This window comes from Actinacidiphila yeochonensis CN732, assembly GCF_000745345.1.
Lineage (GTDB): Bacteria > Actinomycetota > Actinomycetes > Streptomycetales > Streptomycetaceae > Actinacidiphila > Actinacidiphila yeochonensis.
The window spans coordinates 918367-943641 of record NZ_JQNR01000004.1; the positions used below are offsets into that span (position 1 = coordinate 918367).

Annotated in this window: 12 protein-coding genes and 3 pseudogenes; 5 read left to right on the forward strand and 10 right to left on the reverse strand. The window is 75.4% G+C overall.

The genetic code is table 11. The annotated features are described in order from the left end of the window. Window positions 1-47: 47 nt before the first annotated feature. The 3 genes and pseudogenes from BS72_RS10510 to BS72_RS40150 all read right to left on the reverse strand — a co-directional run bounded on the left by BS72_RS10510 (window position 48) and on the right by BS72_RS40150 (window position 7275). Window positions 48-4163: a discoidin domain-containing protein gene (locus BS72_RS10510; RefSeq protein WP_037908870.1), complete on the reverse strand. Its 4116-nt coding sequence runs from the start codon at window positions 4161-4163 to the stop codon at window positions 48-50. 809 nt (window positions 4164-4972) lie between these two features. Continuing rightward, window positions 4973-5917 (reverse strand): annotated as a pseudogene (locus tag BS72_RS38060) (slipin family protein); the annotation flags it as partial. Window positions 5918-5985: 68 nt separating this feature from the next. Further along, on the reverse strand, window positions 5986-7275 hold the full coding sequence (locus tag BS72_RS40150) for an SCO2400 family protein (protein WP_456049133.1): 1290 nt from the start codon (window positions 7273-7275) through the stop codon (window positions 5986-5988). A gap of 330 nt (window positions 7276-7605) precedes the next feature. On the opposite strand from BS72_RS40150, the gene BS72_RS10525 reads away from it, so the two are divergent. Further along, window positions 7606-7803, forward strand: a complete 198-nt coding sequence (locus tag BS72_RS10525) for a DUF6381 family protein (RefSeq protein WP_037909998.1) — start codon at window positions 7606-7608, stop codon at window positions 7801-7803. Window positions 7804-8387: 584 nt separating this feature from the next. Here BS72_RS10525 and BS72_RS10530 read toward each other — a convergent pair. Together BS72_RS10530 and BS72_RS39830 are read right to left on the reverse strand one after the other, a co-directional pair. Next, the gene (locus tag BS72_RS10530) at window positions 8388-9518 is read right to left on the reverse strand and encodes a peptidoglycan recognition protein family protein (RefSeq protein ID WP_037908875.1); all 1131 of its coding nucleotides are present in this window, start codon (window positions 9516-9518) and stop codon (window positions 8388-8390) included. A 502-nt stretch (window positions 9519-10020) separates the two neighbouring features. Then, window positions 10021-11079, reverse strand: a pseudogene (locus BS72_RS39830) (MFS transporter); the annotation flags it as partial. A gap of 485 nt (window positions 11080-11564) precedes the next feature. Here BS72_RS39830 and BS72_RS10555 point away from each other — a divergent pair. Further along, the gene (locus BS72_RS10555) at window positions 11565-13127 is read left to right on the forward strand and encodes a glutamate synthase subunit beta (RefSeq protein WP_037908886.1); all 1563 of its coding nucleotides are present in this window, start codon (window positions 11565-11567) and stop codon (window positions 13125-13127) included. Between the two features lie 105 nt (window positions 13128-13232). Here the strand turns inward: BS72_RS10555 and BS72_RS32175 are convergent, their stop codons facing one another. From BS72_RS32175 to BS72_RS10575, 4 genes are all read right to left on the reverse strand, one after another. Continuing rightward, window positions 13233-15911, reverse strand: coding sequence for an alpha-L-rhamnosidase C-terminal domain-containing protein (locus tag BS72_RS32175; RefSeq protein WP_107498726.1), 2679 nt, complete (start codon window positions 15909-15911; stop codon window positions 13233-13235). Between the two features lie 446 nt (window positions 15912-16357). Next, window positions 16358-17302 (reverse strand): NAD-dependent epimerase/dehydratase family protein, encoded by a 945-nt coding sequence (locus BS72_RS10565; RefSeq protein WP_037908888.1) that lies wholly within the window; start codon window positions 17300-17302, stop codon window positions 16358-16360. A 160-nt stretch (window positions 17303-17462) separates the two neighbouring features. Next, a complete protein-coding gene (locus BS72_RS10570; protein WP_037908890.1) occupies window positions 17463-18485 on the reverse strand; it encodes an aldo/keto reductase in 1023 nt (340 codons plus the stop codon). A 756-nt stretch (window positions 18486-19241) separates the two neighbouring features. Next, complete coding sequence (locus BS72_RS10575) at window positions 19242-19832, reverse strand: TetR/AcrR family transcriptional regulator (protein ID WP_037908892.1); 591 nt, start codon at window positions 19830-19832, stop codon at window positions 19242-19244. Window positions 19833-20309: 477 nt separating this feature from the next. Between BS72_RS10575 and BS72_RS38075 the strand changes: the two are divergent. The 3 genes and pseudogenes from BS72_RS38075 to BS72_RS10585 all read left to right on the forward strand — a co-directional run. Further along, a pseudogene (locus BS72_RS38075) lies at window positions 20310-21176 on the forward strand (DUF4139 domain-containing protein); the annotation flags it as partial. Window positions 21177-21301: 125 nt separating this feature from the next. Continuing rightward, window positions 21302-22471 carry a DUF4139 domain-containing protein gene (locus tag BS72_RS38080; protein WP_051950919.1) on the forward strand — a complete coding sequence of 390 codons (1170 nt, stop codon included), beginning with the start codon at window positions 21302-21304 and terminating at the stop codon, window positions 22469-22471. A gap of 112 nt (window positions 22472-22583) precedes the next feature. Continuing rightward, window positions 22584-24347, forward strand: coding sequence for a DUF4139 domain-containing protein (locus tag BS72_RS10585; RefSeq protein ID WP_456049134.1), 1764 nt, complete (start codon window positions 22584-22586; stop codon window positions 24345-24347). A gap of 81 nt (window positions 24348-24428) precedes the next feature. On the opposite strand, the gene BS72_RS38085 is transcribed toward BS72_RS10585, so the two are convergent. Further along, complete coding sequence (locus BS72_RS38085; protein WP_232792317.1) at window positions 24429-25211, reverse strand: PGPGW domain-containing protein; 783 nt, start codon at window positions 25209-25211, stop codon at window positions 24429-24431. Between the last annotated feature and the right edge of the window lie 64 nt (window positions 25212-25275).

Genomic DNA, 25275 nt, shown 5'->3' on the forward strand with positions numbered 1-25275 from the left:
CGCCGGGGCCCGGCCGCCGTTCAGCGGGAGCCGGGGCCCGGCGCCGTTCAGCGGGACGCGGCCGCTCCGGTGTTGTAGCCCTCCGCGTGCAGTACCGCTGAGCCCTGCCGCAGCGCCGACACCGGCCAGTCCACCTCCACCTCGCGGGACTCGCCCGGCAGCAGCCACAGGTAGTTGTCGCCGTACAGCGCGGGCAGCACCCGGCCGCCGTGCTCGTCGAGCAGCGACAGCCGCACCATCGCGGCCACCGCGCCGCCCTCGTTGCGGACGGTGGCCGTGGCCGTCGACCGGTCCCCGGCCCGGCCGGACACCCGGCCGGCGCGGCCCAGGCCGACCGACAGGCGGGTGCGGGGCGCGTCGTTCAGGGCGGCCATGTCCCCGGGCTGGTCGTACCGCCAGTACGTGGTGCGCGAGCGCACCCGGCCGGCGGCGTCCGCCAGCGTCAGCCGCAGCAGGTGGAAGGCGGGCAGCCCGCCGCCCGGCGGCGCCGTGAACGCCCCGGCCGTACCGGCGGCCGGAACGTCCAGCCGGGCCCGCTGGGCCGGCCTCAGCAGGCGCCCGCGCAGGTCGTACGCCTCGGCGGTGACCGCCGCCCCGGCCAGCGCCAGCGGGGTGTGGTTGGCCGCCAGCACCTGCCAGGTGTCCGGACGGATCTGCACGTGGAGCGGCTCGCACCCCGAACGGGCCCCGTAGTAGGCGCCGTTGACGTCGAAGTCGTAGTCGTACGTCTGCCACACCGTGCTGTGCCAGGCCGGGTGCGACATCCACAGCATCAGCCCGCTGGCGTCGTCCCACAGGTGCGCGTTCCACGCCTCGAACATCGCCCGGTGGTTCTCGTAGTTGACGAACTGCGCCTTGCGCGCGAAGTCGTCCAGGTCGCGGGCGGTGCCCAGCCGGGCCTCGATGGCGGCCAGGTAGTTCTGCGGGGCCTGGTTCCCCTGGGTGCTCCAGTCGTGGTAGTACCAGGCGCCGCCGATCGGCCACTCGGCCTCGCCGCCCAGCAGGTCGCGGACGCTGGCGGCGGTGGAGACCACCGGCATGCCGATCTCGGTGTGGAAGCCGAAGCCGCCGCTGCCGTAGGTGGACGGATCGCCGTAGCGGGACGGCTCCACCCAGCCGTAGGGGCCGCCGCCGGTGATGATGCCGCCGGCGGAGTTGTTCTGGTACAGCACGCCGGGCGCCAGCCGCTGCACGGCCGCACGCATGCCGTTGTCGATCGCGGCCGGCGGGTTGCCCTCGTTGGCGCCGCACCACACCACCACGCAGGGGTGGACGCGGTAGCGCAGCACCGTGTCGGCCGCCAGGTCGTTGAACGCGTCGTGGTCCGGCGGGTCCATGGCCCAGGCGTTGGGGAAGTCGTTCCACACCAGCAGCCCGTACGCGTCGCAGGCGGCGAAGAACTCCTCGCGGTCGCTGCTGCCCACCCAGTTGCGGATCATGGTGAAGTTCATATCCCGGTGCATCCGCACCGCGGTGTCCATCCGGGTCGCCGGCATCCGGCGCAGCAGCTCGTCCCAGCCCCAGTTGCCGCCGCGGCAGAACACCCGCACCCCGTTGACGGAGATCTTCAGCGGCTCGGGCGTGTTGTCCACCGTCGTCACGTCCGTCCACGACGACCCGTCGTCGGAGACCTGGATCGTGTACGTCTTCGGGTACGCGGCCTCCCACACCACGGTGACCCGGTCGAAGGCCGTGGGCGAGCCCAGGTCCACCTGGAGCCACTGGTCGTCCGCGTACGCGGAGGACCAGCGGGTGGAGGCGTTGCCGTCGGTGGCGTTGGCGGCCGGGTTGGACGGGTCCTCGGTGGACGCGGTGGTCGCCGCGTGCAGGGCCAGGTCCGTACCCGGACGGGCGCTGTCCACGACCGACAGGGTCCACAGCGAGTTGCCCCAGCTGGTGGCGCGCCGGTGGCAGGCCAGCCGCACGTAGCGGGCCGTCACCGCCGGGAAGTCCTCCGTCCGCAGGCTCGCGTCACCGGAGTTGAACGGCAGCGGCACGGCCGAGTTGTCCACTGACGCCGCATCGGTCCATGACGATCCGTCAGCGGAGACCTGGACGGTGTAGGTGCGCGCGTACGCCTGCTCCCAGGTGAGGTCCACCCGGTCGAAGGAGACGGACGAGCCGAGGTCCACCTCGATCCACTCGTCGTCGGTGTACGCCGAGGACCAGCGGGTGGCGGGGTCGCCGTCGGTGGCGTTGCCCGGCTGGTGGTCGTCCTCGTCCACGGAGGAGGCCGTGGCGGCGGCGTGCAGCGCCAGGTCGGTGCCGGGCGCCGAGCTGTCGACCACCGCGAGGGTCCAGAGCGAGCTGCCCCAGCCGGTGGCCCGGGTCAGGCAGCGCACCCGCACGTAGCGGGCGGTGCGCGGGCCGAGGTCCACGCTCTGGGTGTAGGCGTCGCCGCCCGAGGTGAAGGGCAGCGGCGTGTCGAAGGCGTAGTCGAACTGCCGTATGCCGAAGCGGGTGGAGCGCCGGTCGCTGGCCCGCCCGCCGACGGACGCCTGGAGCTCCAGGTCGTACAGCTCGGGGCTGCCGTAGCCGTTGGGCCACCACAGCCGCGGGTCGCGCAGCCGCAGCTGCCCGTACGCGGACGGGCTGAACACCGCGTCGACCGAGCCGCCGGCCGGCACCGTCACCTGCTGCGTGACCCGCACCCCGGCGAAGGACGCGGTGACCGCCACCTGGTGCTCGGCGGTGTCGGCGTTGCGCACCGGGACGGTGAGGGTGAGCTCGGCGGTGCGGGTGTCGGGCAGGTCGGGCAGCACGGTGTCCACCCGGGGGTCGCCGATGACCGCGTGGCCGGTCGAGCGCAGCCGTACGTGGTTCCACAGCCCGGCCGCGCGGTCGCGCACCGCGGGCATCCAGTCCCACCCCGAAGAGGCCAGGTAGGTGGGGGAGTTGCGGTTCATCGTGTTGGCGCCGGCGTCCACGAAGGACAGCCCCTCGGGGCCCTTGTCGCCCGGCGACCCAGGGTAGGGCATCGGGGATATCCGCACCGCCAGCGCCTGCGGGCCCTTCGCGGCCAGCAGCGCCGTCACGTCCAGCGCCGCCCGGGCGAACGGGTAGGTCATCGACCCGGCGGCGGCGCCGTTGAGGTGGATGTCGGCCTGGTGGTTGACGCCGTCGAACTCCAGCCACACGTGTCGTCCGGGGCCGGTGTCCAGCCCCGCTGGCAGCTCGAACTCCCGCCGGTACCACCACGCGTGGCGGGACAGTGCCTCGGGCACCCGCAGGTTGTTGAACCCGGCGACCGGGTCGGGCAGCCGGCCCTGCTCCACCAGCGCCCCCAGCACCGTGCCGGGCACGGTCGCCGGCAGCCACGCGGAGGTGTCCACGCCCGGCGCCGACAGCGCGGCGCCGTCGCCGCCGGCCCGGTCGTCGAGGGTGAGTGTCCACCCCGACTCCAGCGGCACGGTGCCGTCCGCGACGACCTCCAGGGCCGGCGCCCGCACGCCGCGGGTGCTCCAGTCCGTCCAGCCGGTGGCCGCGGGGCGGTGCGCGGGGGCGGTGCCGTAGACCTCGAAGCCGTTCAGCCCCAGCGGGTTGGCGTTGGACCGCTCGCGTACGGTGAGCCGCACCCAGCGGGCGGTCACCGGGTGGGCGGGGGCGATGTCCACGACGCCGCCGGTGCCGGCGGTGGTGCGGTACACCGTGGTCCACGCCTCGCGGTCGGTGGAGGTCTCGACGGTGAAGTCGACCGCGCAGCTGGAAAGGATCTCCTGGCCGGTGGTGTTCTCCCGCGGGTTCCCGCCGGTGGCCGGGGTGAACACCGGGTCCTCGGCGGTGGCCTCGAAGGTCAGGCGCACCGCGTCGACCTCGCAGGCGGCCTGCAGGTCCACCTCGATCCACTGCGGGTCGCCCGCCTGGGCCCGCCAGCCGCTCCCGGCCACCCCGCTTGAGGTGAGGCCGTCCACGGCGAAGGCGCCCGGCGTGGGCGCGTAGTCGGTGGAGGACACGGCGACCGGCCGGTGGGCGGCGAGTTCGGCCGGGCCCGCCGGGGGTCGGGCAGCCGGCCCGGCGGCGGGCGCGGCCGCCCGCCCGCCGGCCGGCGCCGGGGCGGCCTCGGCGGTCGAGGGCAGCAGGGCGCCGAGGCCCAGCCCGGCCAGCAGCGTCGATCCGGTGGTGACGACCGTACGGCGCGACGGCTGCGAGGAATGGTGGTGCATGTGCGCGGAGTCCGTTCCCGAGAAGGTGGCCCGCCAGCCGGACGGGTTGGCGCGCGACGGCTTGACAACGTTGCCAAAGGCTGTAGTTTCAGGCTTGTCGTGTCAAGACCCTCGGCACTTCGTGGGGCGTCCGTCTCCGGTCAGGCGGACGGCGGCCGTCCCACGAAGGACCGGGTGCGCGTGGCGGAGCCCTGGCCGGGCGCCGCCCCGGGTTGGTACCGCTGCAGGCTGCGCACAGCGGGCCCGGCCGGGCTCACCGCGCACCCGCCGCATGCCGGACGGGTCGCGGCACGGCACCGGCGGGCGGTCCGTCCGGGCCTCTCGGGTGCCTGGACGGGCAGTTCGTCCCCGTCCGTGCGGCCGCCCCGGCCGGGGCTTCAGGGAGCCCTCCGACCGGGGCGGCCGGACGGCCGCATGCCGACCCGCCGTTCGGCGGCCGACAAAGGGCCCCGCCGGAACCCGAGGGCGAAGCGGCTCCGGCGGGACCGAGGCGGATCGGTTCAGTGCCTCCCCCCGCTGCCGGCGGAGCTGGGCCAGCGGGCGGCAGTCGCGCCCCCGGACCGGCCGGACGCACGGTCGGCGTCGTCGCTGCGCCGGTCGTCGCGCCGGTCGTCCTTCGACGCCTTCGTCCCCTGCCGCGCCTTTTCGTCCCGCCGCACCTTCGCCGCGGGGCGGTCCGGAGCCCGGACCGAACCCGGACCCGGTCCGTTCCGGGGCGCGGAGTCGGGTACGACCACCGCAGGCGACGGGCCGAGCGAGTCCAGCAGCGAACGGGCGTCGAGCTCGGCGGGTTCGAGGCCGCCGGGCCCCGACCCGGTCCCGGACGCGGTGGGCCCGGCCGCTACCTCCGGCAGCGGCTCCTGGTACGGCGTGGCGCCGGTGCTGCCGGAAGCCTCGTCCGGGGCGCGCGCGGCTCCTGGAGCGGAGCCCTCCGTATGGCCGGAAGGGGTCGGCGCGTGGCCGTCCGCCGGGGCGGTCGGCCTGTCGTTGCCGGGCTGCTGGGCCCGTTCCAGGAAGCGCAGCAGCTCGACCGGGAAGGGCAGGACCAGGGTGGAGTTCTTCTCCGCGGCCACGGCCACCACCGTCTGCAGCAGCCTCAGCTGGAGCGCGGCCGGCTCACGCGCCATCTCGTGCGCGGCCTCGGCCAGCTTCTGGGACGCCTGGAACTCGGCGTCGGCGTTGATCACCCGGGCCCGGCGCTCACGGTCGGCCTCCGCCTGCCGCGCCATCGAGCGCTTCATCGTCTCCGGCAGCGACACGTCCTTGATCTCGACGCGGTCCACCTGCACGCCCCAGCCGACGGCCGGGCTGTCGATCATCAGCTCCAGCCCCTGGTTGAGCTTCTCCCGGTTGGAGAGCAGGTCGTCCAGCTCGCTCTTGCCGATGATGGAACGCAGCGAGGTCTGGGCCATCTGCGAGACGGCGAACTGGTAGTCGGCGACGTCGATCACCGCGCTGGCCGGATCGACCACCTTGAAGTAGACGACCGCGTCCACCCGGACCGTCACGTTGTCCCGGGTGATGCCCTCCTGCGCGGGTATCGGCATCGTGACGATCTGCATGTTGACCTTGCGCAGCCGGTCGAGCAGGGGAACCAGCATCACGAACCCCGGATCTCGGACCACCTTGCGCAGGCGTCCGAGGCGCAGCACCACACCGCGCTCGTACTGCTTCACCACGCGTGCCGACGACGCCACGCCGATGAGGGCCAACGCCAGGAGTACGCACACCACCGTCACGACGACAGCAACCATGACGGCCCCCAATCACCCGAAATACCGCCTGTACGGCGAAATGCCGTACACGTCAAAAGTAGTGCATGTCACACCCGCGCGGACCGGGAGCTCGGAGCCTGTGGACAACTCGTCACGAGGACCGTTCGGCGGCACGCGGGGCGGCGGGTGGCGGGCCGGGGCGGCCGGTGACGGGCTGGGGCGGGCGGGAGCCTGTGGGGCCCTCGGGTGGAGGGAGGCCCCCGCCCGGTCCGTGGTCCTCCGCGCGGCCTCCGGGGCGGGGAAGTCGGCGGAGGGTGCGGGGAGGAGCTTGTGGGGAGCGGCGGGTCAGCGCAGGCAGAGGATGAGAACGCACAGGCCCTGCTGGGAGGGCGGGGTGCTCGGCGAGGCGGTGGCCGTCGGGGCCGAGGTGGCCGTGGCCGACGGGGCGGGGCTGGCGGACGTCGAACCGCTCCCGGCGGACCCGGCGACGGACGAGGTGGAGCCGGCCGGCGCGGTCTGCGCGCCGGTTCCCGAAGCTGTTCCCGCGCCGGTTCCCGAAGCGCTCCCCGAGCTGGCTCCGGCGGTGGAGCCCGTGCCCGTGCCGGTGGCCGCCACGGCGGCCGCGCCGGAGGTCCGCCGCGCCGTCCCGGCGCCTCCGCTGGGCGAGGCCGTCCCGGTGGGCTGGGGAGCGGCAGCCAGCCGCGACGTGACACCGCCGTCGGTGCCGGCCCGGGTGGCGCCGGCGGCGGGCGAGGCCGCCGGGCGGGGCGGGTGGTGCGCGAGTCCGGCGCGGAGCGCGCGGTGCCGTCGCCCGCCGCGGCCGAGCCGCCGGAACCGTCGTCGTCACCGCCTTCGTGCAGTGTGACGGGGGTGACCGTGTCGTAAGAGGAGGCGCTCGTGCCGCGCCCCGAGCCGTGGCCCTGCCAGGACGCCACGGCCACACCGCCGCCGAAGAGCGCGACGGCCGTGGCGACACCCGCGCGGCGCCGGCTCTTGCGCCAGCGAGCCTGCTGGCGGCGGCGCGCTGCCCGGCCCCGGTGCAGCGTGGGCGCGATCGCCGCGGGGCCCAGAGTGGACGCCTCGTCGCCGTCCTCTCGCGGCTCACTCGCCGCGGCCGCGTCGCCGGGCCGGCCGTACGCGGGGAAGGCGCCGTGGCCGAGGTCCGCGCCGGGGACCGGCTCGGGGCCGCCTGGCCAGGGGATGCCCGGGAGGCCGCCGGGTCCGGGCAGGTCGGACCCGGCGGCCTCCCGGACCGGTCGGCCGTCTCCCGTGGGGAGGAGGGTCGACCGCGTCCGGGGGGATACCGCCCACGCGGCGGACTCCGGTGCGCACGCGCCGCAACCCGGGCACACCAGAGCGCCGTTGAGGGTGCGTCGGCACGTGTGGCAGTAGTCCATGCGCGGTCTTTCCGTTGGCGGCGGGGGAGGGAGCGGCCGCGGATGGCCGGTGGCATGTCCACGATCTCCTGGGGCAGCAGGCTCAAGCTAACACCCGTTCCAGGAGAGGTTGCGGGCGACGTGTGAGGCTATTGAAAAGGTCCGTGCCGTCCGCCGCGCGAAGGGCGGGACGCCACCGACGTATCAGCCCGCCCGACTCGTTGAGGCGGCCCAGGCGACCGGTGAGACCGGAGCGGCCAGGTGGGGTCCGGGTGGCAGCGGGCCGAGGGCTCTGCTTCGCTGGAAGGGGGACGGCTGAGCGCACCCGAGTGGGGCTTGATCATGGACGACATGGGCCGGGGAAACGCGGACGGCATGCACGACCGCCTGGAGCGGATGCGGGCCCGCGCACGCGAGCTGGAGGCCGACGCCGAGCAGGCGGGCAGCGCGGAGGAGCGCCGCCGTCTCCAGGGCGAGGTGGAGAAGCTGGAAATGGACAGTGAGCAGGAGAGCATGATGGCGGCGGGCGACATCTACCCCTGCGAGTAGCCCGAGCCGGCCGGCCGGCGGCCCCGCCCGCCCGGCGCCCCGGCCCGACCGCGTCGGTTCCTCGGCGACCGGTGGGGCCGCTGCCGCAGTGGGCGGGCAGGTGATGACCGGTCCGGGAGCCGTGATGGCGGGCGGGGACGACATCCCCGGATGCGTGCCGGAGCCCCGAGGCCGCCGGCGGGTGCCTGACGAAGGTGCGGGGCGGGTGGCCGGCTCGGCGTTCCCCCACCTTCTCCCGGCCCGATGTGCTTCTCCTCGACGCTCACGCCAACGACCTGGAGCTCCTCGGCGTCGGCTGGCTGGGGCGGGCGTCCATCGCCTACCAGGGCGCCCGTCGCCTACCAGGGCGCCCTCGCCGTGGTAGGCCAGGACGAGCGGCCCCTCGCCGGGACCGGGCGGTGCGTCGGCTCCGCCCTGGTGGACGGCGGCCGGCCGCGCGGGGAGGCGGCGCTCCGGACCAGAGGTGACGCGGGGCGGAGGTCATGCTGCGCACCGTGATCCGGGGCATGGGTGATCCGGTGCGGGCGGCCCGGGGCGGCGGGCCCCCATGACCCGCCGCCCCCGGCTCCGGTCCCGGCCGGGTGTCAGCCCTTCAGGGCCTCGCGGACGGTGCCGCCCACCACGGCGCACCACGTGCTGAGGTCGACCTTGCCGTCGGGTGTCAGCCCGTGCAGCCGCTGCATGTCCTGCACGGCCTTCATCGTGGCGTGGTCGAACTCGCCGGTGACCGCCACGTCGCCGTACCCCTTGCGGGAGAGCATGAACTGCACGGCGCTGACCGGCTGGCCGGCGGCGTGCTTGTCCAGCACCGGCGCCAGGGCCTCCCAGGTGGCGGTGTCGAAGGTGCAGTCCGCGGTGACCGGGATGCCGTGGGTGGTCTGGAAGTCGGCCACGGCCGCGTTCATGTCGGTGCCGAAGACGCCGTCCGCCGCCAGGTCGTAGCCGGCGGCGTCGAGCAGGTACTGCGCCACCTGCACCACCGGGCTGTCCACGAACCGCCAGATGTCCGGCCAGCGCCGCTCCGGGGCGTCCGCGGCGCTCTCGCCCAGGGCCTTCAGCACCCGTGTGCGGATCTGCGGGAAGAGGGCGTAGAAGGCGATGCCGGGGCAGTCGGTGACGCGGAAGTCCCAGTGGCCGAAGATGTCCCACGCGTGCAGGCCGAACTGCGTGCACACCGTCGTGCACAGCTCCACCAGGGAGTCCAGCAGCGCCTGTGGCGGGGTCTCCGTTATGTACGTGCCCTCGTTCTCGATGCCGATCGCGTTGCCGTTCTCGCCGGGGCAGTGGGCCGCGATCACCTGGTGTTCGCCGGCCACCAGGGTGTCCAGGCTCTGGTGTCGGCCCTCCAGCACGTAGCCGCCGCGGCTGACGGTGAAGTGCTGGCCGGTGTCCGCCCACCCGTCGGTGTCCATGTGCAGGTTCTGGCAGTCCCGAGCCAGTTGGAGGGCGTGGTCGCGCGAGTAGTCCGTGACGTTCGGGAACGCCATGTGGTGCAGGATGATCTTGTTGGTCGTGTTGCCGGTGATCTGGATCGGGCTGGACGGCGGGCGGGCGCCCCAGGTGTCGCAGTCGATGATCCAGGGGAACTCCGGCGACGGCGCGGCGGAGGCCGGCCCGGCCAGCGCCAGTTCGGTGCCGACGACGGCGGCTACCGCCCCGCCCAGGCCGACCTTGAAGAGCGTGCGGCGGTCGACCTCGTGCTCGTGGATGGCCATTCATGCTCCGGGTGACATGTGGCAGCTTCTTTCCAGCCGCCACTGGCGCGTGAAGGATATTTGCAGAACTGGCGCGGGACCAGAGTGGATTGTCAAATTGACGTATCGTCGGTTTTGCGGGGGTGCGGCGAATATGCCCTGAAGGGCGGCCTGGGCTGTCCGGACCAGCTCGGCAGCCAGGCGCCGTGTCCGTGCCGCGCGGCTCGTTCCCGTCCGAGCGCGTGGTCGAGGCGCGCCCCGCCGGTACGGCCCTTCCCGTCCGAGCGCGCTTCCGCGACGTCCGGCGACCGGCCGGGTGCCTACGGGGTCGGCCGGTCCGGCGGTACGGGGCTGCCCGGCGCGGGCTCCGCGCGGAGGTGGGCCGCGTCGGGGGCCGGGTCGCGGGCGGCTTCGGGGCGCGGCCGGGCTCCGGGGCGGTGCCGCCGGCCACCCGCAGGCTGGCCCGACGGGTGCCCTTCGTGGCGAACTCGGAGTAGCGCGGCACCCACCGCAGCAGCGCGGCCGCGGCCGCGATCCCCACCGCGCCCATCACGCTGATCCCGGCCGCCAGGCTGCCGAGGGAGGCCGCCGCCGACACCACGAGCGGGCCGCCCGCGCTGCCGGAGTCCGCGCACAGCCGCCACACCCCGAGGAACTGTGAGCGGGTGGCGGGCGGGGCCACGTCGGCGCCGAGGGTCATGAGGATGCCGCTGCCGATCCCGTTGCCGAAGCCCATCATCATCGCCACCACCGTCAGTGACGCCAGCCCGTGGGTCAGCGGCAGCACCGCCTGGCCGGCGCCCAGCACCAGCATCGACGGGACGGCGATCCACAGCCGGCCGAAGCGGTCCATGATCTGGCCCGACGGGTAGAACGTCAGCGTGTCGATCAGTCCGGCGACGCCGAAGACGAGGCTGGTCGAGGAGGGGGACTGCCCCAGGTGCTCGGCCCACAGCGGCAGCACCGTCTGGCGGGTGGCCCGGACCGAGCCGACCAGCAGCACCGCCATGCCGAGGGTGAGGAAGACGTGGTGGTGCGAGCGCAGCACCGACCTGACCGAGGCCGCCTGCCGGCCGGGCGGCGGCGCCGGGTCGCCCACGTCCCGCCCGGTGAGCAGCACCACCACCGTCAGGGCCGTACAGCCCAGCGCCAGCCAGTAGACGTCGTGCACCGGCCGCCCGGCCAGCACCGCGGCGCCCAGGAACGGCCCGACGAACGTGCCCACCCGGGTCATCCCGCCCAGCGTGGACAGCGCCCGGGCGCGCAGCCCCGGCGGTACGGCCTCCGTCAGGTACGCCTGCCGGGCGAGCGAGAAGACGGCGTTGGAGGCGCCGGTGACGATCACCGCGAGGGCCAGCATCCACACGCTGCGGGAGAGGGCGCAGGCGCTCAGCGTCACCGCGGTCACACCGGAGGCGACCAGCATCGCCCGCCGGTCGCCGAACCGTGCGGCGAGGGCCCCGGCCGGCACGTCGCCGAGGATCTGCCCGACCCCGAGCAGCGCCAGGACCAGTCCGGCGGTGCCCACCCCCGCGCCCAGCGCCCGCGCGGACAGCGCCAGCACCGGGGCCAGCGCCCCCATCCCCGTCTCGAAGACCAGCACCGGCAGGAAGACGGCCGGGATCAGGCTCCTCAGCGATGTGGGGCGGGAACTCACTACGGCGGTGCCTGACCTTCTCCACGGGCGGCCTGTGGAGCGGGCCCGCCCCTCGCGGTCGCGCGCGGGCGGTGCGCCGGGGCCGGCGGCGCCACAGCGTCGCGCGGGTACCCCCGCGGCGTGGCCCGAACTCCCTGGACGGCCTCCATTGAACCCCACCGCCCGCCGGGCGCAGACGCCGGGGCCGTTCCCCTGCCCGGCCGCCGGGTGTCCGGGCGGGTGCGTTGCGACAGGTACCGGAGGCGTGGCCGGCCTCGGGCACGTCCCGAAGGTCGGGTATGCGGCATATCGGGCGTAAGCTGGCTCAAAGGCTTTATGCCGACCATGAGGTTCGTCCCAACGGCGCCCGGCTCACCGCTCGTCCGCCGCCTGCCGGGCACCGCGCTCCCGTTCCGACGGAAGGCGGCGCCATGACCGATCCGCACGGCTTCCTGAAGACCCCGCGCCGGCCCGTGCCGCGCCGCCCGGTGGAGGAGCGCCTCGGCGACTGGGCGGAGGTGCACGACGGCCAGGCGCTGCTGCCCGTGGTCTCCGAGCAGGCCGGCCGGTGCATGGACTGCGGTATCCCCTTCTGCCACCAGGGCTGCCCGCTGGGCAACCTCATCCCGGAGTGGAACACCTACGCCGCGCACGGCGACTGGCGCACCGCCTGCGAACGCCTGCACGCCACCGACAACTTCCCCGAGTTCACCGGGCGGATCTGCCCCGCGCCCTGCGAGGAGGCGTGCGTGCTGGCGATCAACTCCGACCCGGTGACGATCAGGGACGTCGAGCAGGCCGTCGTCGACGAGGGGTGGCAGCGCGGCTACGTGCGGCCCTGCCCGCCGACGCGGCACACCGGCATGGCGGTCGCCGTGGTGGGCTCCGGCCCGGCCGGTCTGGCCGCCGCCCAGCAGCTCACCCGGGCCGGCCACGCCGTCACCGTCTACGAGCGCGCCGACCGGCTCGGCGGGCTGCTCCGCTACGGCATCCCCGCCTTCAAGCTCGGCAAGGACCAGCTGGAGCGGCGGCTGGACCAGATGCGGGCCGAGGGCACCGAGTTCCGCACCGGCGTCGACGTGGGCCCCGACCTCGACGCGGCCGGACTCGCCCGCGGCCACGACGCGGTGGTGCTCGCCGTGGGGGCCCGGGAACGGCGCGAACTGCCCGTGCCGGGGCGCGGCCTGCGCGGCATCCACCAGGCGATGGAGTACCTGGTGCAGGCCAACCGGGTCGCCGAGGGCGACTACCCGGTGCCGCCGGTCACCGCCGAGGGGCGCCACGTGGTGATCATCGGCGGGGGCGACACCGCGTCGGACTGCATGGGCACCGCGCTGCGCCAGCACGCCGCCTCGGTGGTGCAGCTGGACATCAACCCGCGCCCCGAACCATCCCGCGGCGACGCCCAGCCGTGGCCGGTCTACCCGCGCGTGTACCGGATATCGCACGCCCACGAGGAGGCCGCCGGCTGGGGCGGCCGCGACCCGCGGGTCTTCGCCACCGCCACACTCGGCTTCGAGGGCGGCGAGGACGGCGCGGTCAGCGGGCTGCGGCTCACCGAGGTGGACCCGGCCGCCCGCAGCCCCCGGCCGGGCACCGAACGGGTGCTTCCCGCAGAGCTGGTCCTGCTGGCACTGGGCTTCTCCGGCGCCCAGTGGCACACCCCGCTCGCCCGCCAGCTCCGCCTGGTGCGGGACCCGCACGGCACGATCGCGCGCGACGACTCCTTCGCCGCCCTGGCCGTGGACGCCGCGCCCGCCTCCCCGCCGGAGCCGGGGCCCGCGCCCGGGGGAGGGCCTGAGTCCGGCGGCGTCGCGGAGCAGGGCGGGCCCGAGGGGGTCTTCGTGGCCGGGGACGCCGGGCGCGGCCAGTCCCTCGTGGTGTGGGCCATCGCCGAGGGCCGCGCCGCCGCGGCGGCGGCCGACCGCTACCTGACCGGCGCCACGGAGCTGCCCGCGCCGATCGCCCCCGGGGACCACCCCCTCGCGGTGTGACGCCGCGACCCGGCCGGGAAGCCCCCTCCTGACACGTCTCCGTCGCGTCCACCGGGTGGGGTGCGCCGCCGCGTACCGGACGGCGCGCCCCACCGCCGTGGCGGGTCAGCGCACCGGACCCACCGTGATCGTGTAGGTCCCCGCCCGGTTCACCGTCACGTCCACCACACCCGAGCCGGCGCGGGAGGCGGTTCGCACCGACGCGACCCCGCTCGGGCGGCCGGCGCCCGATCCCGTCGTCCGGACGCTGTGCCCGTTGACGGTCACGGCCGTGCCGCCCGACCTGCCGGCCGGTACGGCGATGGTGCCGCTGGTGCCCTGCGGGACGGTCACGGTGACGCTGAAGCGGCCGCTCGCGCGGGTCCAGTCCACGGCGATCGCGCCGTGCGGGGTCGGGACGCGCCCCTTGGCCCAGGTGAGGCTGCCGGGGGTCGGCTGGACGGTCCAGGTGCGGTATCCGGCGGTCTGCGGACGGACGCCCAGGACGTACGCCGACAGGGCGGAGGTCGGCGCGGTGGACCAGCCGTGCGAGAGGCTCGCCTGCGAGCCCAGCCCCGGCGTGCCGTCGGTGCCGGAGACGTTCTCCCACAGGGTCCCGGTCAGGTCCGGGCCGGGGCTGAGCATGTGGCCCCACTCGGTGTCCATGAGCGCCTCGGCGTCGCCGGTGTCGCCGGTGGCCAGCCGCGCCTGGAGTTCGAAGCCGCTGACGAACGGGCTGACCAGGTCGCGGTAGCCGGTGCCCGCGGAGAACGGCAGCGGGCCGTAGGGGGTGGTCCACAGGCCGGACTTGAGCGCGGCCAGGATGCCCGCCGTCCGGGACGCCGGGGCGACCCCGTACAGCACGGCCAGGGCGTTGGCGTCCTGCGCGATCCCCTGGGTCTGCGTGTCGCTGATGCGGTACAGGCCGGTGGCGGGGTCGAGGAGGCGGTCGTTGACGGCGGTCCGCAGCGCCGCGGCCCGCGAGGTCCAGTCGGTCGCCGTGGCGGCGTCGCCGGTCGCCGTGGCCAGCGCGGCGCCGTCCAGCAGGGTCTTGTAGTAGAGCATGTTGTAGGCGGAGACCTCGCCGCCCTTGTCGCCGTCGTAGAAGTCCCAGTCGGCCCCGTCGACGCCCGGCGTGGTCGCGAACAGGCCGTCGGCGTCCACCTGCGAGGCGTTCCAGGCCAGTTCACGCTGGACGATCGGCCACTCCTGCCGGACGAACGCGGTGTCGCCGGTGTAGAGGTAGTAACTCGCCAGCGCGGTCACGAAGTACATCGAGTACGTCGCCGAGTACAGGCCCGTGCTGCCCGGGATGAGCGGCCCCAGGTGCGGGACCGTCGCCGGGTGCAGGGCCCCGGTGACGAACCCGCTGGACAGCTGGTGGCTGCCCAGCAGCAGGAGGGAGTCCTTGATGTACGCGGGGTTCCCGACGGAGTAGAAGTCGGTCAGACCTTCGGTGTTGACGTCACCGGACCAGATCGCGCGGTCGCGCCGGGCGCCGTCGAGCACGGAGGGGAGGACGTTCGAGCCGGGCGGCGTGAAGCCGTCGACGCTCGACGCGGTCGTCAGGGCGTCGCCGAACAGCCGCGTTCCGGACGGGCCGGTCACCGTCAGGTCCTTGAACTGCGCCTCCTCGCCGTCGTACTCGCGGAAGCCCACGGTGCCCGACGGGTAGGCGACGGCGTCGGCGGGCAGCGATCCGGTGTCCACCGAGGCGACGGGCGCGCCGTCGAGGGAGACGGTGATCGAGCCGTCCGACACGGACGTGGCGACGGTGTGCCAGCTGCCCTCGTCGACGGCGAACGGCAGCGCGGCGGTGCCGAGCGAGGTGTACGCGCCGGCGTGGACGTCGAACTCCTGGAGCGTGTTCGGCGTGCCGGTGGCGTCGCCGCTGTCGTCGAGGATGAACAGGTAGCCGTCCTGCGAGGTCTGCGCGTGGACCAGCCAGCCGGCCTGGTTGTGCGTGATCCGGGTCTGGAAGGTGCTGGTGTAGTCGCCCCAGGAGGTGCCCTGGTCGAGGACGCCGGCGCCGTCGTTCACCGCCGCCCCGCCCGCGTCGAGACCGGCCGCGGAGGCGGTCCAGCTGCCGGGGAGGGTTTGGGCCGGTACGAGGTCGGTCTGGAGGGTGTAGGCCCCGGCGTACCAGATCCTGTTCAACTCGTCGGAGCTGGACTGGAAGTAGCCGGCGTAGTCGTCCGCCTGGGTGCGGTCGGCGATGTAGCGGATGCCGGCCGCGCCGAGCGTCACGGTGCCCGGCGTGGTCAGCGTGATCCGCTCGTAGCGCTCACCGCCCTGGACGTAGCGGTTGGTGACCGTGCCCGGGCCGGTGACCTGGTAGGAGTCCGAGCGGGACGGGTCGCCGTCCGCCCACGGCGGTGAACCGTCACCGGACGGGCCGAGGTACTGCGACCCCTCGCTGTACGCGGCGCCCAGGGTCGGGGAGCCGCTCTCGGCGGACACCGAGAAGTACGGCAGGCCGCCGACCTCCTGCCCGTAGTCCAGCACGACCACGGGGGCCGGACCGCCGAGGGGCATCGTCAGCGTGGCCGAACCCCGCCCGCCGCACAGGAGGTTGGCCGCTCCGGCCACCGTGCCCGAGGTGCTCACCACGGTTCTCGCGCACACGTCCGCGCTGGTCGGGGTCTCGACGTAGTCCCGCCAGTCGGAGAGCGGGTGCGCCGCGGCCCCGGCCGCCAGGGCCGCCGGCTGTGCCAGCGCGGCCATCAGGAGGGCGAGCGCGAGGACCAGGAGGGTCGCGAACGGACCTCCCCTGGCGACGGGTTGAGGTCTGCGACGACGGTGCATGGGTCCTCCGGGGGTGGGAGGCGCCGGCGGCCACCGGGGACCGCACGACGACGGCGCGGCACCGGTCGGGGCCGCGGAGAACAGGGGTGGGGCGGCGGCAGCAGCGATTAAAACGTTTCAATCGGCTGCTGCGACATGCAAGTTAGGGGCGCCCCGACGCGGTGTCAATGCTCCCGGCAGCCTCGGCCCGGACCGGATTCCCCCCCAACCGGCCCTCCGGAGGCGGCGGTTCCCGCCCCGTCCGGAGGCCCCCGCCCCGTCCGGAGGCGCCCCGCCGCCGGTGGCCACGGCCCGGCACCCGGGGGTGGCTCGTCCCCTCCCGGGCCCCGGACCCCGACCCCGCGGCGGCGCTCAGCGCGAACGCCGCCGCGGAGGAACGCGTGGCCTTCCCCGGTGCCCGCCGCCGTCGGGCGGCCGGTCCCGGGCAGGCGCGTCACGCCGGACGGTCAGTCCCTGTTGCCCGCGCGCAGCCACGCGATGTAGTCGGCGGCGGCCCGCTCGGTGTCGTACTCGGGCTGGTAGCCGGTGTCCTCCCTCAGCCGGCTGATGTCGAGGACCATGTGAGCGGCCCCGCCCCTGCTGGGGAGGTCGACCTGGGCGTCGGGGACCACGCTCCTGATCGCCTCGGCGAGCCGGGCGTTGGTCGTGGCCCGGCCGGAGCCGACGTTGTACGTGCGGTGGTTCAGGCGGTCCGCGAGCTGGAGAAGGGCGATCGCCCGCCCGGTGTCCTTCACGTAGGTGAGGTCGAGCCCGTCCTCGGCGAAGACCGGCCCCGCCAGGTGCGAGAGGTCCGGGGCGGTGCCGCGGACCGCGGCGTGGACGAGGGCGGGTGCGGCGAAGAACGGATCGAGGTGGCCGAGCGGGCCCCAGGTGCCGGAGACGCGGTAGTTCACGATGTCGATGCCCGCGGTATCGGCGAGGAATCCGCCCAGCAGCTCGCCGACCTTCTTGAAGGCGGGGATCGAGAACGACGCGCCCATCGACAGCGGAGCGTCCTCGCGGGCCGGTCCCTCGTGCGCCACGCCGAAGTAGACCCCGATGGTGCTGGCGATGCCCAGCCGCCGTACGCCCCACTCCTGGGCCGCCTCCGCGATGTTCAGCAGCCCGTCGAGCGCCTTGCGGGTCGCCTCGACCGGCCCGGCGGGGAAGGGAGGCCAGGGATAGGAACCGGCCAGGTGCACGATGCCCGTGATCTCGTGGCGGCGGCCGATCGCGAGCAGGGCCTCGCGGTCGGTGACGTCGGCCGGCTCCACCGCCACCCGCGCTCCGTCGAGGAAGGCGGGGAGTCCGCGCGCACGGCGCTGGACCACGAGGCACTCCTCGCCCAGGTCGAGCAGTGCCCGCACGGTGTGCGATCCGATGAAGCCGAGGCCTCCGGTGACCAGGATCATTGCTCGCCCTTTCTGTGCCGCTTCGTCTTCTCCGGGACGGCGGCCGCTTCCCGAGGCGTCCGCGCGAGGACGGCGGACCCGGAGCCGGAGGGAGCCGTCGCGACTCCGGACCGCGTCCGGCCGGCGTCCGGGCCGCCGGCCGGACGCGGGGCTCGCCGGGTCACCCGCGCCGTCGCAGCGCGGGGTCGAGCAGGGCCGGCGGCGTGGCGTTCTTCTCGCCCGGGGCGAGGTCGAGGCCGGGCGCCACGATCTCGTCGACGGCGTCGAGCACGTCCGCGGGAAGGACGGTGTCGGCCGCGGCGAGCTGGGAGTCGAGGTGGTCGAGCGTGCGCGGGCCGATGAGCGCGCTGGTGACGGCCGGGTGCGCCGTGACGAAGCCGAGGGCGAGCTGGATCATGCTGAGGCCGGCGCCCTCGGCCACCTTCGCCAGCTTCTCCACCGCGTCGAGCTTCGCGCGGTTGGCGGGGACGCTCGTGTCGAAGCGGGCGGGCATGAAGGCGGAGCGGCTGGTGGTGACCTCGCGGCCCTCGCGGACGGCGCCGGAGAGCCAGCCCGAGGCGAGCGGGCTCCAGACCAGCACGCCGAGCCCGTACTCCTCCGCCACCGGCAGGACGTCGCTCTCGACGCCGCGCTGCAGGATCGAGTAGTTGGGCTGCTCGGTGGCGTACGGGCTCAGGTGGTTGGCGCGGGCGGACCACTGCGCCTGGACGACGCGGTAGGCGGGGAAGGTCGAGGAGCCGAAGGAGCGGATCTTCCCGGCGCGCTGAAGGTCGGTCAGGGCGGCCAGCGTCTCCTCGTCGCTGGTGCGCGGGTCCCAGCGGTGGACCTGGAAGAGGTCGACGTGGTCGACGCCGAGACGGCGCAGGCTGTCCTCCAGGGCGGTGACCAGCCAGCGGCGTGAGGCGCCCTGGCGGTTGCGGTCCTTCCCCATCGGCAGGCTCGCCTTGGTGGCCAGCACGATGTCGTCGCGGCGGCCGGCGATGGCCTTGCCGACCATCGTCTCCGACTCGCCGCCGCTGTAGACGTCCGCGGTGTCGATGAGGTTGACGCCGCTCGCCAGGGCCGCGTCGACGATGGCCGTCACGTCCTCCTGTGTCGTCCGGCCGATCGCGCCGAAGTTCATCGCGCCGAGCGCCAGCGCGCTGACCTGGACACCGGTGCGTCCGAGGGTGCGGTACTGCATGGAGTTCCTCCGTCTGGGGGTGGGCTGCGGCCAGCCGAGGCGCTGGAACCGGCAGGCGGCTCCAGCCGTGAAACCGGAACCGTGCTCCGTAACGTAGCACAATCGGAACTGTGTTCCGGCACTAAACGGAACGTTGCTCCGACGGCTTGGCACCGGTGCGGTGCTGGGAGGGGGTGGAGGCGCGCGTGTCCGCCGGGGGATGCCGAGATGCCCCTGCCGCGGTCGCGACGACGCCTGCGCTGTCTCCGTCGGGGTGTGGTGTCTGCGTATTGGTGGAGGCAGGTGGGTGATCGGCGGGCTGATCTCCGGTCCGGGTGCGGGAAGGGAGCCGCTCCCCGTCCCGTGTTCCGAACTCCTGGCCGGGGCCTGCCGGTGGACCGTCGGGGTCTGTCGCCGCCGGGGTGTGGGGTCCAGGGAGTATCTTAAGCGGAGCTGTGTTCCGTCATGATACGGAACGTTTATCCGGATCGACGATCCCGGTGCCGCGCTCGACCACCACCAGCGCTCCGAGCGTGGAAGGAAGACCGTTCCATGAACGCGTCAGCGGCGGGCGCGAAGATCACGGCAGCCCCGGCCGGCGACGCCTGGGCCGAGGCCGTCGCCGTACCGGCCGCCGCCGCGCGTCCGATCGGCAGGATCGAGTCCAAGGAGCGCGCCGAACGGCGCCGAACGGCGCCGCGCGGGTCCTGCCCGGAACCGGCGGCGCCGGGGAGGCTCACGCGCGGTCGTCCAGGCCGGAGGATCGACCGAGCGCGCTCAGTCGACCGGCGCGCGGAGCCCCGCGATCAGCAGGCCGACCATGCGCCTGGCGTCGTAGCGCGGATCGACACCGATGCACAGGTTGCCGATGCCGCGCATCAACTCGTAGGCGTCCACGTCCGAGCGGATCTCCCCGGCCCGCGCGGCGGCGGCGAGCAACCGCGCGCACACCGGGACCAGGCGGTCGACGAAGTAGGTGTGCAGGGTGGCGAAGTTGTCGTTGCCGGACTGCAGCGCCGCCGGGAGTCCGTGCTTCGTGACGAGGAAGTCGACGAAGAGGTTCACCCAGCGGGACAACGCGGCGTACGGCGTCGCGGCGGCCTCCAGCAGCGTCGACCCCGCCTCCGCGCAGCTCTCGACCTGGTGCCGGTACACGGCGACCACCAGATCCGCCCGGGTCGGGAAGTGGCGGTAGATCGTTCCCACGCCCACGCCGGCCCGAGACGCGATCTCCCGGACCGGTGCCTCGACCCCGGAGACCACGAACGTGGCAGCCGCGGCATCCAGCAGGATCTGCTCGTTGCGCCGCGCGTCCGCCCGCTTCCGCGTCGACGACGAGCCGTCGTTCTTCCCGCCCGTCGCTGTCACGCTCGCTCCTCCCGGGGACGTCGCCGCAGTCACCGCACTCTTCGAAGCCGTTTCTGGAGCGAAGTTCCGTTTTGTTCATGATGCCAGAGCGGAAGCCCGACATCCAAGCCACCCGTCGTCAGCCACCGCGTTCCGTCCGCGTCAGCCACCGCGTTCCGTCCGCGACGGCGAGGCTCCTGCACACCCGCGCCCGCACCGGCGCCCTTCGCCCGCGCCCGGCGCGTCGGCCTCCGGGCTTCGGCCGGGGCGGGGCCGCCACCCCGCACGCGCCGGGGACGGGCGGCCTCGACCGTCACCCGGAGGCGGCCGTGGCACTAGGGTACGGAGGGTTCCGGCGCGGAAGGGCGCACGCCGGAACCGCCGGCAGGGTGGACCGTGAGGGGGAGCGGCGTGAGCGCAGACGCGACGGCGGCGGCCTCGGAGCTGACGTCCGTGGTCGTGTACGCCTCGGGGGCGGTGTGCACGCGGGCCGCCACGGTGGCGCTGCCCGCCGCCGGGCCCGGGTTGGGCGGACCGGCCGCGGTGGTACGGGTGGGCGGGCTGCCGTGGGGCCTCCAACCGGGGTCGCTGCGCGCCCGGGTGGTCTCCGGCTCGGCCGGGCTGCGGGTCGCCGACGTGCGGGCCGAGGCCGCCGCCGTACTGCGCCGGGACGAGGAACTACCGGGCCTGCGGCTCGACATGGAGGACGCCGAGGACCGGCTGGCCCGGTTGCGGGACCGCGCGGAACGGCTCGCCGCGGAGGTCGCCGAGGTCGCCGCCCTGCGGGCCGAACCCCCGCAGCCGCGCCGCGGCGACCCGCCCCGCTGGGCGCCGGTGGAGTCGATCCTCGCCCTCGCCGGGTTCGTCGACGCCCGGCTCGCGGTCCTGCACGCGGCCCAGCGCAGCACCGACGAGGAGCTGGAGAAGGCCGAGTACGAGGCCGACGTGCTGCGCCACCGCCTCGGTGCCGCCTCCACTGCCGACTCCGGCGCCCGCGTGCTGCCGACCCTGACCGCCGTCCTCACTCTCGTCCGCGACGAGCCGCCCGCAGCGGACGGCCCCGACGGCCCCGACGGCCCCGCAGACCCCGGCAACGGCCCCGACGGCTCCTCCGACGGCGCGGCGGTCTCCGCGACGGCTTCCGCCGCCGAGGCGCGGGTCGAGGTGGAGTACCAGGTGGCCGATGCCGGCTGGGCGCCCGTCTACCAGCTGCGGCTGGACGGCGCGGGCGGCACCGGCACCCTCGCCATGCGGGCCTGCGTGGCCCAGCGCGCAGGCGAGGACTGGACGTCCGTCCGGCTCGGCCTGTCCACCGCGGACCTGCTCCGCCGAAGCGACCTGCCGGAGCTGCGGTCCCTGCGCATCGGCCGGGCCCAGCCCCCGCCGCCCGGCACCGGCTGGCGGCAGCCGCCGGCAGGACTGGCCGAGCTGTTCGCCGACTACGACGCCGCCCCCCGGCCGCAGCCCGCCCCGCTGCCGGCCCGCTGCCGTTGCCCGCGCCCGCCGTCCCGGCGCTGCCCGCGCCCTCCGGTGGCCCGCTCCCGCCGCCCGTCCCCACCTCCGGGGTCCTCGCCGAGGCGGCGCCGCAGATCGGCGGCGGCTGGGCGCCGGCCCCCGGCCAGCGGTCCGCCGAGGTCCCGGGCGGCGCCTTCGTCGCCCGGTCGCGCGCCGGCGCCGCCCACCCCCGGTCCGCTCCGGCTCCCGGCGCCGCACCTGTCGGTCCCGGCTCCTACGGCGCGGCCGAGGCAGGCTCCCCCGACGCCCCTGGCCCTGCCGGCCCCGCCATCGCCACGCCGCCCCGGCCCGCCGAAGCCCTGCTGGACTACGCGGCGCTCTCGCTGGCCGGTCCCGACGACGCGGCCCGCGGCACGCTGCGCCCCGGCCCGGGGCAGTCCGGCCCGGGGGAGTCCCGCCCGGGGGAGTCCCGCCCGGGCGGTGCCGGCCGGCGGAAGGAACCCTGGCCCGGCAGACCCGCGCACACCGCCGATGTGCGGACCGCCGCCGGCTCCTTCGACTACCGCTTCGACGCCGCCGCCCCCGTGGACATCGCCTCCGACGGCCGGTGGCACACCGTCCCGGTCGGCGAGGCCGACGTGCGCACCGAGTCCGGCCACGTCTGCGTGCCGGCCCTGGACACCGCCGTCTACGCCACCGTGGACCTCACCAACACCTCCCCGCACGCGCTGCTGGCCGGGCCCGTCGACGTCCTCGTGGACGGCCGGTTCGTGCTCACCGCGCCGCTGCCGACCCTCGCCCCCGGCCAGCGCGAGTCGGTCGGCCTGGGCGTCGCCGAGAGCGTCCAGGCGGTACGGCGCGCCCGGGTCCACGAGTCCACGGCCGGGCTGCGCGGCGGCACCACCGTGCTGGACCACCGGGTGGAGGTCGAGCTCGCCAACCGGCTGCCGTACCCGGTGGTGGTCGAGGTGCGCGAGCGGGTGCCGGTCTCCACCGACAAGGACGTCCGGATCGAGCCGCACCGCGCCGAACCCGCGTGGGAGCAGCCGTCCGAACAGCTGCTCGGCCCCGACGGCACGCCGGTGCTGGGCGCCCGCGTCTGGCGGGTCCCGCTCGAACCCGGCCGTACCGCCGTCCTCAAGGGCGGCTACGAGCTGCGTGTTCCGGCCGCCAAGCAGGTCGACGGCGGCAACCGCAGGACCTGAGGCCCTGCCGTGCCCCGGGCGCCCCGGACCCGTCCGGTACGAACTGCGCGGGCCGGACCGTACGGCGGCGGACGACACACCAGCGCGACGCAGAGGAAGACGAGGAGCAGACGTGATCGCCGACCCGGCCGTGCCCGACACCGTGCCCGCCGCCGTGCCCGTGGACCCCGCCGGCCCGCCGGAACCGGCCGGCCCGGTGCCGCTGCCGCTGCCGGTCACCGCCGTCACCTGCCTGGAGGACCGGGCGCAGGTCGAGCGGACCGCCGTCGTCGAACTCTCGGTAGGCGTCCAGCGGTTGCGGCTCGGCCCGGTCACCCCGCTGGCGGTGGACCGCTCGCTGCGCGCGGAGGCGGTACTCACCGGGCCCGGACCGGCGGGAGAAGTCGGAGCCGCCGCGCAGGCGGGCGCTCACGTGGCGGGCGCTCAGGTGGCGGACGTGCGTGTGGTGGACGCGCGCGTGGTCCGCGCCTACGCACCCGTGCCGCCCGGCGAGCCCGGCCGGGACGCCTCCGTGCCGCGCCGCGAGGTCCACGCGCTGGAACGGGAACAGCGGGAGGCGCGGCAGCAGCGGCAGCGGCTGGAGAGCGCGCTGGCCGTCGTCGAGCAGGCCCGGACGGACCTCTACCGCGACATCCGGCAGGGCGCCGGCGCCGGCGACGCCGACCCCGAGCGGTGGGCCGACCGGCTGGAACGGGTCGGCGAGGCGGCCGAGGCGCGCACCGGCGAGCTGCACCGGCTGCGCCGCCGCCTGCACGACATCGCCGAGGAGCTGGCCGAGGCCCGCGAGGCGCTGGCCGCCGCCGAGAGCGAGCCGCAGGTGCTCACCGCCCACCTCGAACTCGTCGTGGAGGCCGCCGCGGCGGGCCCGGCGGAGCTGCGGGTGGCCCATCTGGTGCCGTGCGCGCTGTGGCGCCCCGCCTACCGGGCCGCGCTCGCCGCAGGAGGGGACGAGGTACGGCTGGAGACCGACGCGTTCGTGTGGCAGGCGACGGGGGAGGACTGGCACGACGTCAGGCTGGCGCTGTCCACCGCCCGGCCCACCCTGGCCGCCGGGCCGCCCGGACTGGAGGACGACGTGCTCACCCTGCGCGAACGTGCCCCCGAGGAGCGGCGCGCCATCGAGGTCGGCCTGCGCGAGGAGGAGATCGCCGCCCTCGGCGGTGACTCGCCGGAGGCCGACGGGGCGCACCCGCCGGCCCCGCCGTCCGCGTCGGAGCTGCCGGGGGTGGACGACGGCGGCACCGTGCGCACCCTGGCCGCCCCCGACCCCGTCTCCGTACCGTCGGACGGCCGCCCGCACCGGGTGGTCCTGTCGGCGTTCACCGCGCCGTGCCGCACCGAGCACACCTGCGCCCCGGAGCTGTCCCCGCTGGTGGTGGCCGCCGCCCGGTTCACCAACCAGGCCGGGCACGTGCTGCTGGCCGGCCCGGTGGACCTGGTGCGCGGCAGCGGCTGCACCGGCCGCGGCCGGCTGGCCTTCCACGGCGCCGGAGAGGAGGTGCGGCTCGCCTTCGGCAGCGAGGACACCTTCCGGGTGGTGCGCGAGGTCGAGGAGACCCGGGACACGGTGGGCCTGGCCGGTATCAACCAGCGCACCGTCGTGGAACGCGAGGTGCGGCTGTTCGTATCCCGGCTGGACGCCCCCGGCGACGGCGCCACCCGCCAGGTCGTGGTCCGCGAGCGCGTGCCGGTCTCCGAGGTGTCGGCGGTCGAGGTGCGGGTCGGCCATGGCCGGGGCCGCTCGGACGCGCCCGGCCCGGACGGTGTGGACGCCGACGGCATCGCCACCTGGACACTGGACCTCGCCCCCGGCGAGCGGCGCGAGCTCTCCCTGCGCTGCACGATCACGGCCTCGGCGGCGGTCACCGGTCTGTGAGGCCGCGGGCTGTCCGGGAGGCGCCCGTGGTCCGTCCGGAAGGCGTCCTTGGTCCGTCCGGGGAGGGCGCGGCGCGACCGGTCAGCCCCGGGGGCGGTGTACCCGGCGGTGGCTCCAGATCAGCAGGGCGATGATCACGCAGCCGGAGAGGATCAGACTCACGCCGGTGCTCCAGCCGAGGAACGGCAGCCAGGACAGCAGGCGCAGCCCCCAGACCAGCCCGGCGCCGACGAGGGCCAGTCCGGCCAGCGCCGTTCCGGTGACCCGCCACCAGGCCGACACACTCGCCGTGGCGGCCTGGAGCGCCTGCTTCCGGACCGGCTCCACCAGATGGGCGACCGCGGGAACGGCGCGGGAGAGCAGGATCAGCCCGGCCAGCACCAGCAGCAGCCCCGGCCCGGGCAGCACCAGCAGGACGACGCCGACGACGATGAGCAGGCCGCCGGCGGCGGCGAGGAGGACCCGCTTGGCCGGGTGCGGCAGGTCCTGCTGGGCGTCCTCGTGCGCGCCGGTGTCCTCCCGCGCGGCGGGACGAGCGGGGGCCGCCGAGCCGGGCGCCGACGGCTCTTCCGGCTCGGACGGTTCTCCCGGGTGCGGCTTTTCCGAGGCGGACGGCTCTCCCGGGCTCGACGGCCTTCCCGGGCTCGACGGCCTTCCCGGGGTCGACGGGTCCTCCTTGCCCGACGGGCCTCCGGGGCGCACGGCATGGGAGCCCGTGCCGGAAGCGGTCCCGGAGCCGTCCCACGGGCCGCTCGTACCGGGGGGCGGGGAGCCCGTCCGGCCGCGGTCGGCCCGGGCGTCCGGCGCGGTGCCGCCCCGTGGCGCCGGGGGTTCGCCGGGGCCCGGCCGGCGGCTTGCGTTCACCTGTCCACCGTAAGGGCGCGGGCGGCCGCGTGCCCGCGCGGCCAGGGCCGTCTCCCCGCGCCTC

Bases quoted from the DNA above. Each gene is read 5' to 3' on its own strand.
- BS72_RS10510 (WP_037908870.1), bottom strand. From the start codon at position 4,163: ATGCACCACCATTCCTCGCAGCCGTCGCGCCGTACGGTCGTCACCACC.
- BS72_RS40150 (WP_456049133.1), bottom strand. From the start codon at position 7,275: ATGGACTACTGCCACACGTGCCGACGCACCCTCAACGGCGCTCTGGTG.
- BS72_RS10525 (WP_037909998.1), top strand. From the start codon at position 7,606: ATGGGCCGGGGAAACGCGGACGGCATGCACGACCGCCTGGAGCGGATG.
- BS72_RS10530 (WP_037908875.1), bottom strand. From the start codon at position 9,518: ATGGCCATCCACGAGCACGAGGTCGACCGCCGCACGCTCTTCAAGGTC.
- BS72_RS10555 (WP_037908886.1), top strand. From the start codon at position 11,565: ATGACCGATCCGCACGGCTTCCTGAAGACCCCGCGCCGGCCCGTGCCG.
- BS72_RS32175 (WP_107498726.1), bottom strand. From the start codon at position 15,911: ATGCACCGTCGTCGCAGACCTCAACCCGTCGCCAGGGGAGGTCCGTTC.
- BS72_RS10565 (WP_037908888.1), bottom strand. From the start codon at position 17,302: ATGATCCTGGTCACCGGAGGCCTCGGCTTCATCGGATCGCACACCGTG.
- BS72_RS10570 (WP_037908890.1), bottom strand. From the start codon at position 18,485: ATGCAGTACCGCACCCTCGGACGCACCGGTGTCCAGGTCAGCGCGCTG.